This window comes from Pseudomonas fluorescens NCIMB 11764 (assembly GCF_000293885.2).
In the GTDB taxonomy this organism is placed as follows: domain Bacteria; phylum Pseudomonadota; class Gammaproteobacteria; order Pseudomonadales; family Pseudomonadaceae; genus Aquipseudomonas; species Aquipseudomonas fluorescens_B.
This window is the reverse complement of sequence record NZ_CP010945.1, coordinates 6,079,656-6,096,400: the sequence shown is the minus strand read 5'-3', so window position 1 is coordinate 6,096,400 and position 16,745 is coordinate 6,079,656. Positions and strand designations below refer to the sequence as shown.

Here is a 16,745-nt window from a genome sequence, read left to right as displayed (position 1 = left end):
ACCCCGCTGTTTTAGCGGTGAATACGACTGTAGGAGAGAACGGGTGGACGAGCAAAAAGCCCTGAGGGTCATGCGCGAACTGGTCGACAGCGGCCAGTTGACCGACCCGGACAGCGCCCGTGGCAAACTGCTGCAAGTGGCGGCTCACCTGTTCCGCAATAAAGGCTTTGAACGCACCACGGTGCGCGATCTGGCCGGTGCCGTGGGCATTCAGTCGGGGAGTATTTTTCATCACTTCAAAAGCAAGGACGAGATCCTGCGGGCGGTGATGGAGGAAACCATTCGCTACAACACCGCGTTGATGCATGCCGCGATCGCTGAAGCCGACAACGTGCGCGAGCGGGTGCTGGCGCTGATTCGCTGCGAATTGCAGTCGATCATGGGCGGCAGCGGCGAGGCCATGGCGGTGTTGGTGTATGAATGGCGTTCGCTGTCCGAAGACGGCCAGGCGAAGGTCCTGGCGCTGCGTGACATCTATGAGGACCTCTGGCTGCAAGTGCTGGGTGAGGCCAAAAACGCGGGTTTCATCCGTGGGGACGTGTTCATCACCCGCCGTTTCCTGACCGGCGCGCTGTCCTGGACCACGACCTGGTATCGCGCGGGTGGCAGCATGAACCTCGATCAATTGGCCGATGAAGCGTTGATACTGGTGTTGAAAGAACAACAATAATTTCGTTCAGGGCCGCAGGAAACTGGCTAAGTGGCCGAAACCGCCTAGCTTGAATGGATTGATGCGTATTTTTTGGGGAGTGGGAAGTTTTGATGTCTTCGCCAATTCGGACGGCCTCGCGGCTTTTGCTGGCGGCGCTTGCGGCGTTGTGGGTATTGCCGTCCCCGGCTGCACAACTAGTGCGGGTCGGTGCAGCGCATTTTCCGCCTTATACCGTGCGCCCGGAATCCGGTGCCGACACCGGTCTGTTGCCACAGTTGGTCGAAGCGCTCAATGCAGTACAAAGCGACTATCAGTTCGTGCTGGTGCCGACGTCCATTCCGCGACGCTTCGGTGACTTCAAGCAGGGCCGGGTGGACATGGCGATTTTCGAGAACCCGGGCTGGGGCTGGAAGGACATCCCCCACACCAGCGTCGACATGGGACTGGAGGACGCGGAGATTTTTGTCGCGCAACGAATACCGAATCGTCAGCAGAACTACTTTTCCGATCTCGCCGGCAAGCGTCTGGCGCTGTTCAGCGGTTATCACTACGAGTTCGCCAACTTCAATGCCGACCCGAAAGTCCTCGCGCAAAACTACAACGCCACGCTGACTTATTCCCACGACAGCAACCTGCTGATGGTACTGCGTGGGCGTGCCGACGTTGCCCTGGTGACGCGCTCTTACCTGAGCGATTACCTGCTGCGCAACGAGAAGGTCGCCGATCAGTTGCTGGTGTCCGAGCGCATCGATCAGGTCTATCACCACTACGCCATTCTTCGTCCTTCAGCGCCCATCAGCGGCGAGGCATTTGGCAAGTTGCTGCAAGGATTGCGCGACAACGGCCAGATGCTGAAGATTTTCGATCCGTACAAGATCGCGGTGGTGCCGGTTCCGGGCAATTGAATACGCGTCAACCGTCGCGTGTTTGCCTGAGTCGCTTAAATTTTCCCCGCTGGCTGACGTCACATCGTTGAACTGTCGACGATTACCGTGAGCCCGACCCATGTCCAATCTGAATAATCTGACTGCCCTGGCCTTGCCGACGGGCAGTCGTCTTGTCGCTGAAGAAAGTGAAAACCGACTGAGTCTTAGTCAGGACGCGCAACCGCTGATTACCTTGCGCCTGGCACGCGAGCCCGAATTGCAGGTGAAAGTCGAGGCGCATCCCGACATTCAGGCATTGTGGGCCGCCTGTTATTGGTTGTTTGCCCGTGATCCCGTGTGTCAGCACCTGACCTGGCACCTCGATGAAGCCCCCGCTGAAGCCTTGCTCACTGGACTGCTGATCCCGACCGGGATCGCCGGCCAGTATCGCTGCGAGCGCACACTCTTCTGGCAATTGCCGCAACCTTGGTTGTGCACCTCGCAGACCAACAGCTACCCACAGCAAATGGTGATCAGCGACGGCAAGCGTCATCCGTTGCGGCCAGTGAAGCCTCGCGGTGAGGTCTATCGGCGTTTCGATGCACGGCTGGGGGCATGGATTTCCCTGCGAACGGTGGATATCGACCTGGATCTTGCGCGGTTCAACCGCTGGCAGAACAGTGCGCGGGTGGCGAGTTTCTGGCAGGAAGAGGGCAGCCTTGAACAGCATCGCGAGTACCTGGGCAAACTCGAAGCCGATCCACACACCGTGACGCTGATCGGCTGTTTCGATGACCAGCCGTTTGCCTATTTCGAAGCCTACTGGGCCAAGGAAGACCGCATCGCGCCGTTTTATGAGGCGGGTGATTACGACCGTGGCATTCACATGCTGGTCGGCGAAGAAAATCATCGCGGCCCACACAAGGTGGCGAGCTGGTTATCGGCGTTGACGCATTACCTGTTTCTCGACGATCCACGCACCCAACGGGTGGTCGCCGAGCCGCGCGCCGATAACGCGAAGATGATCGGGTATATGCAGGGTCAGCGTTTTCACTGCGAGAAAGAGTTCGACTTCCCGCACAAGCGTGCAGCGTTGATGGTGTTGGGGCGGGAGTGGTTTTTTGAGCGGTGTGTGTTGGCCTGATTTAGCGTTAAACCTGAAAGATCGCAGCCTTCGGCAGCTCCTGCAGGGTTATGCATTCCATGTAGGAGCTGCCGAAGGCTGCGATCTTTTGATCTGACGTTGCCAGTCAACGACGGGCAAACGTATCCGCGCGACTGCCCGACACCTTGCGGCAATGCACCAACGCATCGCGAATCATGAAGTTCACCAGGGTCGGCGACACGCCGAGTTCCTTGGCGATGTCCTTTTGCGGCACGCCGTGCAGGCGATACATCTCGAAGGCGTAGCGGGTGCGGCTCGGCAGCTCCGTCAACGCGTCGGCGATGTTTTCCAGGGTCGAGAAGTTGATGTGCGAGGTTTCCGGCGAAGCACCTTGGATCACCACGTTCAGCCCTTCCTCTTCAGGCCCCGAATACTTCTGTTCCAGCGCCTGTTTGCGGTAGTGATCGATCGCCAGGTTGCGCACGATCTGGAACAGGTAACTGAGCTGAGCCTTGATCGAGGAGGTGATCTGCGGCGCCGATTGCAGGCGGAAGAACGCATCCTGAACCACATCTTCGGCACGTGACCGGCAGCCGGTGATACGGGCAGCAATCTTGACCAGAATCAGTCGATTGTCGACGAATGCCTGAAGTAGCGGTGAATCGCACCTGCTTGTGGATACTTGTTCCGTCATGGAAATCACCTTGCTGCAAATAGGGTCGTGGGACAGCAAGGGAATCGGAGCCGTCCTACACATCGAGCGACAAATTATTCTGAATGATAATGATTGTCAATTGAGAAAGAGAAGTAATGCTCTTCAAAGGTGCACAGTGAGAACTGCGACACGTGTCGTGCCCGCTTGCGGCAGCCGCGCCCCCGTTGACGATCAAACCTGCGGACTAATTATTTCAAGACGCCATCCGTTCTCATTGGTGAATGGCTCCGGGCGTACGCCCCGGCCAAAACAGCATTCCCAATGCCTTGCGCGGTCGGCGAAGACCGCGTCCTGCATGCCCCTGAAGGGGCGTGACGTCAGAAAACCGATTCCATTTGCAAGCCGAATTCAGGCAGGAAACCTCATGACCGACGCGTTCGAAATACCTGGCACACTGGTCCAAGCCCTTCAGCGCCGCGCGGCCCTGACGCCGGATCGGGTGGCCTTGCGTTTTCTCGCCGAAACCCCGGATCAGGCCGTAGTGCTCAGTTATCGCGAGCTGGATCAACGGGCGCGCACCATTGCCGGTGCGTTGCAGGCCGAGACGGATTTCGGTGATCGCGCGGTACTGTTGTTTCCCAGCGGGCCGGATTACGTCGCGGCGTTTTTTGGTTGCTTGTATGCGGGTGTGATTGCGGTGCCGGCTTATCCACCGGAGTCGGCCAAGCGTCATCATCAGGAACGCCTGCTGTCGATCATCAGCGACGCCGAACCGCGCCTGCTGTTGACCAGTGCCGACCTGCGCCAAGCGTTGCAGCACATCGATGGCGCGCCGCCGCTGCTGTGCGTCGACACCCTTGATGTCGCACTGGCGCAGCGTTGGGCCGAGCCGAACCTTGACGGCGATCACATCGCGTTCCTGCAATACACCTCCGGCTCCACCGCGTTGCCTAAAGGTGTGCAAGTCAGTCACGGCAATCTGGTGGCCAATGAATTGCTGATTCGCCAGGGTTTCGGCATCGACCTGAACCCGGATGACGTGATTGTCAGCTGGCTGCCGCTGTACCACGACATGGGCTTGATCGGCGGTCTGTTGCAACCGGTTTTCAGTGGCGTGCCGTGTGTGTTGATGTCGCCGGCGTACTTCCTCGGCCGGCCGTTGCGCTGGCTGGAAGCGATCAGCGAATACGGCGGCACCATCAGCGGCGGGCCGGATTTTGCCTATCGACTGTGCAGCGAGCGGGTCAGCGAATCGGCGCTGGAACGCCTCGACCTGAGCGGCTGGCGCGTGGCGTATTCCGGTTCCGAGCCGATTCGTCTCGACACCCTGGACCGTTTCGCCGAGAAGTTCGCGAGTTGCGGTTTCACCCCGGACAGTTTCATGGCGTCCTATGGATTGGCCGAAGCCACCTTGTTCGTCGCTGGCACAGCGCGTGGCGAAGGCATCGGCAATCTGCGGGTGGACGATCAGGCGTTGGCACAAAACCGTGCCGAACCGGGCGAAGGCAGCGCGATCATGAGTTGCGGCAGCAGCCAGCCAGATCACGCGGTACTGATTGTCGAGCCATTGGCGCTCAACGAACTGGCCGACAACGCGATCGGCGAAGTCTGGGCCACCGGGCCGAGCATCGCCCATGGCTACTGGCGCAACCCCGAGGCCAGCGCCAAGACCTTCGTCCAGCTTGCCGGAAAAACCTGGCTGCGCACCGGTGACCTGGGTTTCATGCGCGACGGTGAATTGTTCATCACCGGGCGCCTGAAGGACATGCTGATCGTTCGTGGGCACAACCTGTACCCGCAAGACCTCGAGCAGACCGTCGAGCGTGAAGTGGAAGTGGTGCGTAAAGGTCGCGTCGCCGCGTTCGCGGTGAACATCGACGGTCAGGAAGGTATCGGCATCGCTGCGGAAATCAGCCGCAGCGTGCAGAAAATCCTCCCGCCCGAAGCGCTGATCAAAGCCATTCGCCAGGCGGTGGCCGAGGCGTATCAGGAAGCACCGAGCGTGGTGGTGTTGCTCAATCCGGGCGCCTTGCCCAAGACCTCCAGCGGCAAACTGCAACGCTCGGCGTGCCGCAATCGCCTGGCGGAGGGCAGCCTCGACAGCTACGCGGTGTTCCCGTCGGCGAGCACTGAAAACGAGGCCACAATCGAGTCGGATTCCGAGCTGCAAACCCTGATCGGCCAGATCTGGTCCGAGCAATTGCAGGTCAAGCAGGTCAATGCCGATGACCACTTCTTCCTGCTCGGCGGCAACTCCATCGCCGCCACTCAAGTGGTGGCGCGCCTGCGCGAAGCGCTCGGTCTGGAGCTGAACCTGCGCTTGCTGTTCGAAGCGCCGACCCTCGGCGCATTCACCGTCGCGGTCGCGCAGCAACAACAGGACGGCGGCCTGGCCCAAGGCGTGATCAGCACGCTGTCGCGCAGCGAAGCGCTGCCGCAATCCCTGGCGCAAAACCGTCTGTGGATCACCTGGCAGCTCGACCCGCACAGCAGCGCCTACAACATTCCCGGCGCCTTGCGTTTGCGCGGTGAGCTGGACGAAGACGCCTTGCGCGCCAGTTTCCAGCAACTGATCGAACGCCACGAATCCCTGCGCACACGTTTCTTCGAGCGTGACGGTGTGGCGCTGCAGCAGGTCGATGCCGCTGTCGAATTCAACCTGCAACGGATCGACATCAGCGATTTGCCCGTCGCCGAGCGTGAAGCCCGTGCGCAACAAATCCGCGAGGACGAAGCACGCACCCGGTTCGATCTGGAAAAAGGTCCGTTGCTGTGGGTGACGCTGGTGCGCCTCGATGATGAAGATCACCAGTTGCTGGTGACGCTGCATCACATCATCGCCGACGGCTGGTCGCTGAACGTGCTGATCGACGAATTCTCGCGCCTGTATGCCGCTGCGTCCCAAGGGCAAACGGCAACGCTCGCGCCATTGCCGACGCAGTACGCCGACTACGGCAGTTGGCAGCGTCAATGGCTGGCGCAAGGTGAGGGCGAGCGGCAACTGGCCTACTGGAAAACGCAGTTGGGCGAGGAGCATCCGCCCCTGAGCCTGGCCACCGATCACCCGCGTTCGGCGCAACACCTGCACAGCGCCGCGCGCCACACCGTCCGGTTGAGCGCGACCCTCTGCGATGCGATTCGCCAGACCGCCCAGGCCCACGATTCCACCCCATTCATGCTGTTGCTCGCGGCGTTCCAGAGCCTGCTGCATCGCTACAGCGGCCAGACCGACATCCGCGTCGGCGTGCCAAACGGCAACCGTCCACGCCTGGAAACCCAGGGCCTGATCGGATTCTTCATCAACACCCAGGTGCTGCGCGCCGAGGTGGATTCACGGTTGCCGTTTGTTGAGTTGCTGGCGCAAACCCGACAGAGCGCGTTGGGCGCACAAGCGCATCAGGACGTGCCGTTCGAACAACTGCTCGAAGCCTTCCCGCAGGCCCGCGAACAGGGCTTGTTCCAGGTGATGTTCAACCACCAGCAACGGGACCTGAGCGCACTGCGTCGCTTGCCCGGCCTGCTCGCCGACGAACTGCCGTGGCACAGCCGCGAAGCCAAGTTCGACTTGCAACTGCACAGCGAAGAAGACCGTAACGGTCGCCTGAGCCTGTCCTTCGACTACGCCAGCGAACTGTTCGACGCCACCACCATCGAGCGACTGGCCGAGCATTTCAGCAACCTGCTGCGCGCCATCTGCGATCAACCGAAAACCGCCATCGGCGACCTGCAATTGTTGGCGCCCAGCGAACACGATCAGCAGGAAAACTGGAGCGCCGCACCGTGCACACCGGCCAGCCAATGGCTGCCGGAACTGCTCGGCGAACAGGCCCGCCTGACCCCGGAGCGTACCGCGCTGATGTGGGACGGCGGCAGCCTGGACTTCGCTGAACTGCACGCCCAGGCCAACCGCCTCGCGCATTACCTGCGCGACAAAGGCGTCGGCCCGGACGTGTGCGTGGCCATCGCTGCCGAGCGCTCGCCGCAGTTGCTGATCGGCCTGCTGGCGATCATCAAGGCCGGCGGTGCCTACGTGCCGCTGGACCCGGATTACCCCGCCGAACGCCTGGCCTACATGCTCAGGGACAGCGGCGTGGAATTGCTGCTGACGCAAACCCAATTGCTTGATCGCTTGCCGGCCACCGATGGCGTCAGCGTGATTGCCATGGATGCGCTGCACCTGGAGAACTGGCCGAGCCAGGCACCGGGTCTGCATCTGCACGGCGACAACCTCGCTTACGTGATTTACACCTCCGGTTCCACCGGCCAACCGAAGGGCGTCGGCAACACCCACACGGCCCTTGCCGAACGCCTGCAATGGATGCAGAACACCTATCGCCTGAACGATACCGATGTGCTGATGCAAAAAGCGCCGATCAGTTTCGACGTGTCGGTGTGGGAATGCTTCTGGCCGCTGATCACCGGTGCACGCTTGCTGATCGCCGGTCCCGGTGAACACCGCGATCCGCACCGCATCGCGCAGCTTGTTCAGCAATACGGCGTGACCACGCTGCACTTTGTGCCGCCACTGCTTTCGTTGTTCATCGACGAGCCGCTCACCGCCGAATGCACCAGCCTTCGCCGTGTGTTCTCTGGTGGTGAAGCCTTGCCGGCGGAACTGCGCAACCGCGTTTTGGAACAGCTGCCGGCGGTACAACTGCACAACCGCTATGGCCCGACCGAAACCGCGATCAACGTCACCCATTGGCAATGCAGCGCGGCCGATGGTGAGCGCTCGCCGATTGGCCGTCCGTTGGGCAACGTGATCTGCCGGGTGCTCGACAGCGACCTCAACCCGGTGCCGGCCGGTGTGCCGGGTGAACTGTGCATCAGCGGCATTGGCCTGGCCCGAGGTTATCTGGGCCGTCCGGGCCTGACTGCCGAACGCTTTGTCGTCGATCCGTTGAGCGAGCAGGGCGCACGTTTGTACCGCACCGGCGACCGTGCACGCTGGACCGCCGAGGGCGTGATCGAGTACCTCGGCCGTCTCGACCAGCAGGTCAAAGTGCGCGGCTTTCGCGTTGAGCCGGAAGAAATCGAAGCGCGTCTGCTGGCTCAGAACGGCGTCGCCCAAGCGGTGGTGCTGGTGCGCGAAACAGCGGCCGGGGCTCAACTGATCGGTTACTACACCGCCACTGCAAACAGCGAAGCCGAAGACACGCAAACCGCACGCCTGAAAACTGCGCTGGCGGTCGAGCTGCCGGAATACATGGTCCCGGCGCAACTGATGCGCCTGGGCGAAATGCCCCTCAGCCCCAGCGGCAAGCTCGACCGTCGCGCCTTGCCCGAACCCCGGTGGCAAGTGCGCGAACACGTTGAGCCGGTCACTGAGCTTGAACAGCAGATCGCCGCGATCTGGCGTGAAGTGCTGGGCTTGAAGCAGATCGGTCTGCGCGATGACTTCTTCGCCCTCGGCGGCCACTCGCTGCTGGCCACGCAAATCATCTCCCGCACCCGTCAGGCGTGCGACGTCGAGTTGCCGCTGCGAGCCTTGTTCGAAAACAGTGAACTGGGCGCATTCGCCGGGCAGGTCCGACAGATCCAGGCCAGCGGCAATACCAACAAGCAACCACCGATCGAGAAAGTCGACCGCAGCCAACCGGTGCCGCTGGCCTATTCTCAGCAGCGCATGTGGTTCCTCTGGCAGATGGAGCCGGACAGCCCGGCCTACAACGTCGGTGGCATGGCGCGGTTGCGCGGGGTGCTGGATGTCGGGCGCTTCGAGATGGCGTTGCAAGCGCTGATCATGCGTCACGAAACCTTGCGCACCACGTTCCCGAGCGTTGACGGCGTGGCCCAGCAACGGGTGCACCGGGAAACCGGGATGCGCATGGACTGGACAGATTTCTCCGCGCTGGAAGCCGACGGCCGGGAATTGGCGGTGCAGCAACTCGCCGACGACGAGGCGCATAAACCCTTCGATCTGGAAACCGGGCCGCTGCTGCGCGCCTGTCTGGTCAAGACCGCTGAACAGGAACATTACCTGGTGCTGACGCTGCACCACATCGTCACCGAAGGTTGGGCGATGGACATTTTTGCCCGGGAACTCAGTGCGCTTTACGAAGCGTTCGTCGATGATCGCGAGTCGCCCCTGGCGCCGCTGCCGGTGCAATACCTCGATTACAGCGTGTGGCAGCGTCAGTGGCTGGAGTCCGGCGAACGTCAGCGTCAGCTCGACTACTGGATGGCCCAACTGGGCCGCGAACATCCACTGCTGGAACTGCCCGCCGACCGCCCGCGTCCAGCCGTGCAAAGCCATCGGGGCGAGCTGTTCCGTTTCGACCTGAGCGACGACCTCGCCGCACGGGTTCGTGCGTTCAATGCGCAAAACGGTCTGACCCTGTTCATGACCATGACCGCCGCGCTGGCGGTGCTGCTTTACCGCTACAGCGGCCAGGCAGACCTGCGCATCGGCGCGCCGGTGGCCAACCGTATTCGCCCCGAAAGCGAAGGGTTGATCGGTGCGTTCCTCAACACCCAGGTGCTGCGTTGTCAGCTCGACGGGCAGATGTCGGTCGGCGAATTGTTCGAGCAGGTGCGTCATACCGTGATCGAAGGCCAGTCCCATCAGGACCTGCCGTTCGATCATCTGGTGGAGGCGTTGCAGCCACCGCGCAGCGCTGCGTATAACCCGCTGTTCCAGGTGATGTGCAACGTGCAGCGCTGGGAATTCCAGCAAAGCCGCACGCTCGCCGGCATGACCGTCGAGTACCTGGCCAACGATGCGCGGGCGACCAAGTTCGACCTCAACCTGGAAGTCACCGACCTCGATCATCGTCTCGGTTGCTGCCTGACCTACAGCACTGATTTGTTCGATGAACCACGCATTGCGCGCATGGCCGGGCACTGGCGCAATCTGCTGGAAGCGCTGCTGGCCGATCCGCGACAGCGTCTCAGTGAGCTGCCGTTGCTCGAAGCCACGGAACAGCAAAACCTGCTCGACAGCCTTGGCGTCGAGCCGGGCGAACACCGACTGGACCAGTGCATCCATCACCTGTTCAGCGAGCAGGCCCTGGCGCGCAAGGATGCGCCGGCGCTGACGTTCGCCGGCGAGACCTTGAGTTACGCCGAACTCGACAGCCGCGCCAATCGCCTGGCCTGGATGCTTCGCGAGCGGGGTGTCGGGCCGCAGGTTCGCGTCGGGCTTGCACTTGAGCGGTCGCTGGAAATGGTCATTGGCCTGCTGGCGATCCTCAAGGCGGGCGGCGCTTATGTGCCACTGGACCCGGAATACCCGCTCGATCGCCTGCATTACATGATCGAAGACAGCGGCGTCGGTTTGCTGCTCAGCGATGCGGCGATGTTCAACGCCCTCGGCGAGCTGCCATCCACCGTCGCCCGTTGGTGCCTGGAGGACGATGCTGGGGAGCTGGCCAATTACCCGACCACCGAACTGCCGTTCATCAGCCTGCCGCAACACCAGGCGTACCTGATTTACACCTCGGGCTCCACCGGCAAGCCCAAAGGCGTGGTGGTGTCCCACGGTGAAATCGCCATGCACTGCCGCGCCGTGATCGAGCGTTTCGGCATGCGCCCGGACGACTGCGAGCTGCACTTCTATTCGATCAACTTCGACGCCGCGACCGAGCGTTTGCTGGTGCCGTTGCTGAGCGGTGCTCAAGTGGTTTTGCGTGCTCAGGGTCAGTGGGACGCGGAAGAGATCTGCGGGTTGATCCGTCGCCATCACATCAACATCCTCGGTTTCACCCCGAGCTACGGCAGCCAACTGGCGCAGTGGCTGGCGACACAAGGCGAAACCCTGCCGGTGCGCATGTGCATCACCGGCGGTGAAGCGCTGACCGGCGAACATCTGCAGCGGATTCGCGCAGCGTTCAAGCCGAGTCTGTTCTTCAACGCCTACGGCCCGACGGAAACCGTGGTCATGCCGTTGGCCAGTCTCGCGCCCGAGCAGCTTGAAGAGGGCATGGGCAGCGTGCCGATCGGCAGCGTGATCGGTGCTCGCGTGGCGTACATTCTCGATGCCGATCTGGCGTTGGTGCCGCAGGGCGCGACCGGCGAGTTGTACGTCGGCGGTGCCGGCCTGGCGCAGGGTTATCACGACCGTCCGGGCATCACCGCGGAGCGATTCGTGGCCAACCCGTTCGTGGCCGATGGCGGGCGGATCTATCGAACCGGCGACCTGGTGCGTCAGCGCGCCGACGGGCTGGTGGAATACCTTGGGCGCATCGACCATCAAGTGAAAATTCGCGGTTTCCGCATCGAGCTGGGCGAAATCGAAACCCGTCTTCTGGAACATGAATCTATCCGCGAAGCCGTGGTGCTGGCGCTGGATGCGCCGAGCGGCAAACAACTGGTTGGCTATCTGGTGACGGAGGTCGCCGATCGGGACGACGCGCAACAAACCGAACTGCGCGACGCCCTCAAGGCTCATCTGAAATCGCAACTGCCGGACTACATGGTGCCCCCGCACCTGATCCTGCTGGCCAGCATGCCGCTGACCGCCAACGGCAAACTCGACCGTCGTGCATTGCCGGCGCCGGACCCTGAGCTGAATCGTCAGGACTATGTGGCGCCGAGCAATGAACTGGAGCTGACGCTGGCGCAGATCTGGTGCGACGTGCTGAACGTGGCGCAGGTCGGTCTCAACGACAACTTCTTCGAACTGGGCGGCGACTCGATCCTGTCGATCCAGGTGGTCAGCCGTGCACGGCAGCAGGGCATTCACTTCAGCCCGCGTGACCTGTTCCAGCACCAGACCGTACAGACACTCGCCGCTGTGGCGAGCCGCACCGAACAGGTCACGGCCGAGCAAGGTTTGCTCGCCGGCGAATCGCGTCTGACGCCGATCCAGCACTGGTTCTTCGACACCGACATGCCCGAGCGTCAGCACTGGAACCAGGCGTTGCTGCTGGAACCGACCGTTGCGCTGGAACCTCATCGTCTCGAGCAAGCGTTGCTGGCGGTGATCGAACAGCACGATGCCTTGCGCCTGCGTTTCACTGAAACGGCGGGCGAATGGACGGCGGCGCACCAGAAGGTGGGCGGCGCGCCGGTGCTGTGGCAGGTGCGTGTCTCGGCGATGGATGAATGCGCGGCACTGTTCGCCGATGCCCAGCGCAGCCTCGACCTTGAACAGGGGCCGTTGATGCGTGCGCTGCTGGTCGATGGTCCCGAAGGCCGGCAACGGCTGTTCTTCGCGATCCATCACTTGGTGGTGGACGGCGTTTCCTGGCGCGTATTGCTCGACGATCTGCAAACGGTGTATCGCCAACTGTCGGCTGAACAGTCGGTCAAACTGCCGGCGAAAACCAGCGCCTTCAAGGATTGGGCTGCACGTTTGCAGGCGTATGCCGGCAGCGAATCCCTGCGTGAAGAGCTGAGCTGGTGGCAGTCGCAACTGGCCGGGCCGAGCGTCGAATTGCCGTGCGACCGGCCTGAAGGCGGCCGGCAGAATCGTCACGCCGACACCGTCAGCGTGCGCCTCGATAGCGAGTACACCCGGCAACTGTTGCAACAGGCACCGAGCGCCTATCGCACCCAGGTCAACGACCTGTTGCTGACGGCGCTGGCCCGGGTGCTGTGCCGCTGGAGCGGTCATGAGTCGGCGTTGATTCAACTCGAAGGCCACGGTCGCGAGACGCTGTTCGACGAGATCGACCTGACCCGTACCGTTGGCTGGTTCACCAGCGCTTATCCGTTGCGCCTGACACCGCTGAACATTGAAGAGGCCGCCGGGCAGGGCGCTTCGATCAAGGCGATCAAGGAACAACTGCGTGGCGTACCGCACAAAGGACTGGGTTTTGGCGTGCTGCGCTACCTCGCCGATGAACCGAGCCGTGAGGCCATGGCTGCGTTGCCAGTGGCGCCGGTCACCTTCAACTACCTCGGCCAGTTCGACCAGAGCTTCGGCGCGGACGCGTTGTTCCGTCCGCTCGATGAAGCCGTCGGCGCCGCCCACGATCCGAAAGCACCGCTACCCAACCAGCTGAGCGTCGACAGTCAGGTCTATGGTGGTGAGTTGGTGCTGCGCTGGACCTTCAGTGCCGAACGCCACGACGCGCAAACCATCTGCGAACTGGCGGACGCCTACCTCGGTGAATTGCAGAGCCTGATCGACCATTGCCTGCGTGACGAGGCGGGCGGCCTGACGCCGTCGGACTTCCCGCTGGCGAAGCTGACCCAGGCGCAACTCGACGCACTGCCGATCCCGGCCGCTGCCATCGAAGACGTTTACCCGCTGACCCCGATGCAGGAAGGCATGTTGCTGCACACCTTGCTGGAACCGGGCACCGGCCTCTACTACATGCAGGACCGTTATCGCATCAACAGCGAACTCGATCCGCAACGTTTCGCCGCGGCCTGGCAAGCGGTGATCGCCCGGCACGAAGCCTTGCGTGCGTCGTTCTGCTGGAACATCGGCGAAGACATGCTGCAAGTTATCCACAAGCCGGGCAGCACGCCGATCGAGTACCTCGACTGGAGCGCCATCGCCGAGGCGGAGCAAGAACCGAAACTGCAAGCCTTGCTGAAAAGCGAGCGCGAAGCCGGCTTCGATCTGCTCAACCAGGCACCGTTCCACCTGCGTTTGATCAAGGTTGGCGAAGCACGCTACTGGTTCATGATGAGCAACCACCACATCCTCATCGATGCCTGGTGCCGGTCGTTGCTGATGGCGGATTTCTTTGAGATCTATACCGCGCTGGGTGACGGACGCGAAGCCAAACTGGCCGTGCCGCCACGTTATCGCGACTACATCGGCTGGCTGCAACGGCAGAGCCTGGCGCAAGCGCGGCAGTGGTGGAAAACCAACCTGCAAGGCTTCGAACGCACCACGCCGATCCCGAGTGACCGGCCGTTCCTGCGTGAACATGCGGGCGACAGCGGCGGCATGATCGTCGGCGACCGCTACACCCGTCTCGATGCCCGTGACGGTGCACACCTCCGTGAACTGGCGCAGGCCCATCAGCTGACCATCAACACTTTCGCACAAGCGGCGTGGGCCCTGGTGCTGCGGCGTTTGAGCGGTGATCGCGATGTGCTGTTCGGCGTCACCGTGGCCGGCCGTCCGGTGGACATGCCCGAGATGCAACGCACCGTCGGGCTGTTCATCAACAGCATCGCGCTGCGGGTGAAAATGCCCGAGGACGATCAGCGTTGCAGTGTTCGCCAGTGGCTCAGCGGCTTGCTCGACAGCAACATGCAACTGCGCGAGTACGAATACCTGCCGTTGGTGAGCATTCAGGAAAACAGCGAGTTGCCCAAAGGCCAGCCGCTGTTCGACAGCCTGTTCGTGTTCGAAAACGCCCCGGTGGACGTCTCGGTACTGGACCGCGCGCAGAGCCTCAACGCGACCTCGGATTCGGGCCGCACCCACACCAACTTCCCGCTGACGGCTGTGTGTTATCCGGGTGATGACCTGGGCTTGCACCTGTCTTACGACCAGCGCTATTTCGACGAGTCGACCGTCGAGCGCATGCTGGGTGAGTTCAAGCGTTTGTTGCTGGCGCTGGTCGACGGTTTCCATGGCGACATGGCGGACTTGCCGCTGCTGGGGGCCGAGGAACAGGATTTCCTGATCCATGGCTGCAACCAGAGCGAACACGATTACCCGCTGGAGCAGAGCTACGTCGCGTTGTTCGAAGCGCAGGTCGCGCGGCATCCACAACGGATCGCCGCCAGTTGCCTCGACCGGCAACACACTTACGCTGAGCTGAACCAGCGCAGTAACCGCCTCGGCCATGGGTTGATCGCGGCGGGTGTCGGGCTGGATCAACCGGTGGCGTTGCTGGCCGAACGTAACCTCGACCTGCTCGGGATGATCATCGGCAGCTTCAAGGCGGGCGCCGGTTATCTGCCGCTGGACCCGGGGCTGCCGAGTCAGCGTCTGAGCCGCATCATCGACCTGAGCCGTACGCCGTTGCTGGTCTGCACGCAGGCCTGCCGTGAACAGGCTGTCGCGCTGCTGGAGGCATTCGGTTGCGCCAATCGGCCACGGTTGCTGGTGTGGGAAGAGGTTCAGGCGAGCGATGTTTCGGTGGCGAATCCGGGCCTCTACAGCGGTCCGGACAACCTCGCTTATGTGATCTACACCTCGGGTTCCACCGGTCTGCCCAAAGGTGTGATGGTCGAACAGCGCGGCATGCTCAACAATCAGTTGAGCAAGGTCCCGTACCTCAATCTCAGTGACACTGATGTGATCGCCCAGACCGCTTCGCAAAGCTTCGACATTTCGGTCTGGCAGTTCCTTGCCGCGCCGTTGTTTGGCGCGCGGGTGGACATCGTGCCGAACACCATCGCCCACGATCCGCAGGGCTTGCTGGCGCACGTGTCGGCCCAGGGCATCACCGTGCTTGAAAGCGTGCCGTCGCTGATTCAGGGCATGCTCGCCCAGGAACGCAGGCGCCTGGACGGCCTGCGCTGGATGTTGCCGACGGGCGAAGCGATGCCGCCGGAACTGGCGCATCAATGGTTGCTGCGCTACCCGGACATCGGTCTGGTGAATGCTTACGGACCGGCGGAATGCTCCGACGACGTGGCGTTCTTCCGCGTCGACATGGCCTCGACTCGCGGCAGCTATTTGCCGATCGGTACGCCGACCGACAACAACCGTTTGTACCTGCTCGGCGGCGCACTGGACCTGGTGCCGCTGGGGGCGGTGGGCGAGTTGTGCGTGGCCGGCACCGGTGTCGGGCGCGGTTATGTCAGCGATCCGTTGCGCACGGCGCAGGTGTTTGTGCCGAACCCGTTTGGCGAGCCGGGGGATCGTCTGTATCGCACCGGCGACCTGGCCCGGCGTCGCAGTGACGGCGTGCTGGAATACGTCGGGCGCATCGATCATCAGGTGAAGATTCGCGGTTACCGCATCGAACTGGGTGAAATCGAAGCGCGTCTGCACGAACAACCGGAAGTGCGCGAAGCGGCGGTCGGGGTGCAGGAAGGCGTCAATGGAAAGCATCTGGTCGGTTACCTTGTGGCGGCCGAATCGGCGCTCAATCCAGGCGAACGCCTGGAGCGCATCAAGCAACGCCTGCGCGCCGAACTGCCGGAATACATGGTGCCGCTGCACTGGTTGTGGCTGGAGCGGATGCCGCTCAACGCCAATGGCAAACTGGATCGCAAGGCACTACCGGCGCTGGAGATCGGCCAGTTGCAGAGCCAGGATTACCAGGCACCGCGCAATGAACTGGAGCAGACATTGGCGGGCATCTGGGCCGAGGTATTGAAGGTCGAGAAGGTCGGTGTGCGCGACAACTTCTTCGAGCTGGGCGGGCATTCGCTGCTGGCGACGCAGATTGCCTCGCGGGTGCAGAAATCGCTGCAACGGGATGTGCCGCTGCGGGCGATGTTCGAGTGCAGCACGGTCGAGGAGCTGGCGGAGTACATCGACGGGTTGGCGGCGAGCGATATTACCGAGGAGAAGGTGGATCGGTTGAATGATCTGATGGCGGAGTTGGAGGGGCTGTAATTCTCTAGCGTCTGTGAGGCCTCATCGCTAGCAGGCTAGCTGCC

The 16,745-nt window shown here is 62.2% G+C and carries 5 protein-coding genes; 4 read left to right on the top strand and 1 reads right to left on the bottom strand.

The genetic code is table 11. The annotated features are described in order from the left end of the window. Positions 1-43 precede the first annotated feature (43 nt). From B723_RS27700 to B723_RS27690, 3 genes are all read left to right on the top strand, one after another. The gene (locus B723_RS27700) at positions 44-670 is read left to right on the top strand and encodes a TetR/AcrR family transcriptional regulator (RefSeq protein ID WP_017339975.1); all 627 of its coding nucleotides are present in this window, start codon (positions 44-46) and stop codon (positions 668-670) included. Between the two features lie 92 nt (positions 671-762). After that, a complete protein-coding gene (locus B723_RS27695; protein WP_017339974.1) occupies positions 763-1,557 on the top strand; it encodes a substrate-binding periplasmic protein in 795 nt (264 codons plus the stop codon). Positions 1,558-1,657: 100 nt separating this feature from the next. Further along, a complete protein-coding gene (locus B723_RS27690; RefSeq protein ID WP_017339973.1) occupies positions 1,658-2,662 on the top strand; it encodes a GNAT family N-acetyltransferase in 1,005 nt (334 codons plus the stop codon). Between the two features lie 106 nt (positions 2,663-2,768). Here B723_RS27690 and B723_RS27685 read toward each other — a convergent pair whose 3' ends face one another. Continuing rightward, positions 2,769-3,317 (bottom strand): RNA polymerase factor sigma-70, encoded by a 549-nt coding sequence (locus B723_RS27685; protein WP_017339972.1) that lies wholly within the window; start codon positions 3,315-3,317, stop codon positions 2,769-2,771. A gap of 385 nt (positions 3,318-3,702) precedes the next feature. Between B723_RS27685 and B723_RS27680 the strand changes: the two genes are divergently transcribed. Beyond that, positions 3,703-16,701 (top strand): non-ribosomal peptide synthetase, encoded by a 12,999-nt coding sequence (locus tag B723_RS27680; RefSeq protein ID WP_017339971.1) that lies wholly within the window; start codon positions 3,703-3,705, stop codon positions 16,699-16,701. Positions 16,702-16,745: the final 44 nt, after the last annotated feature.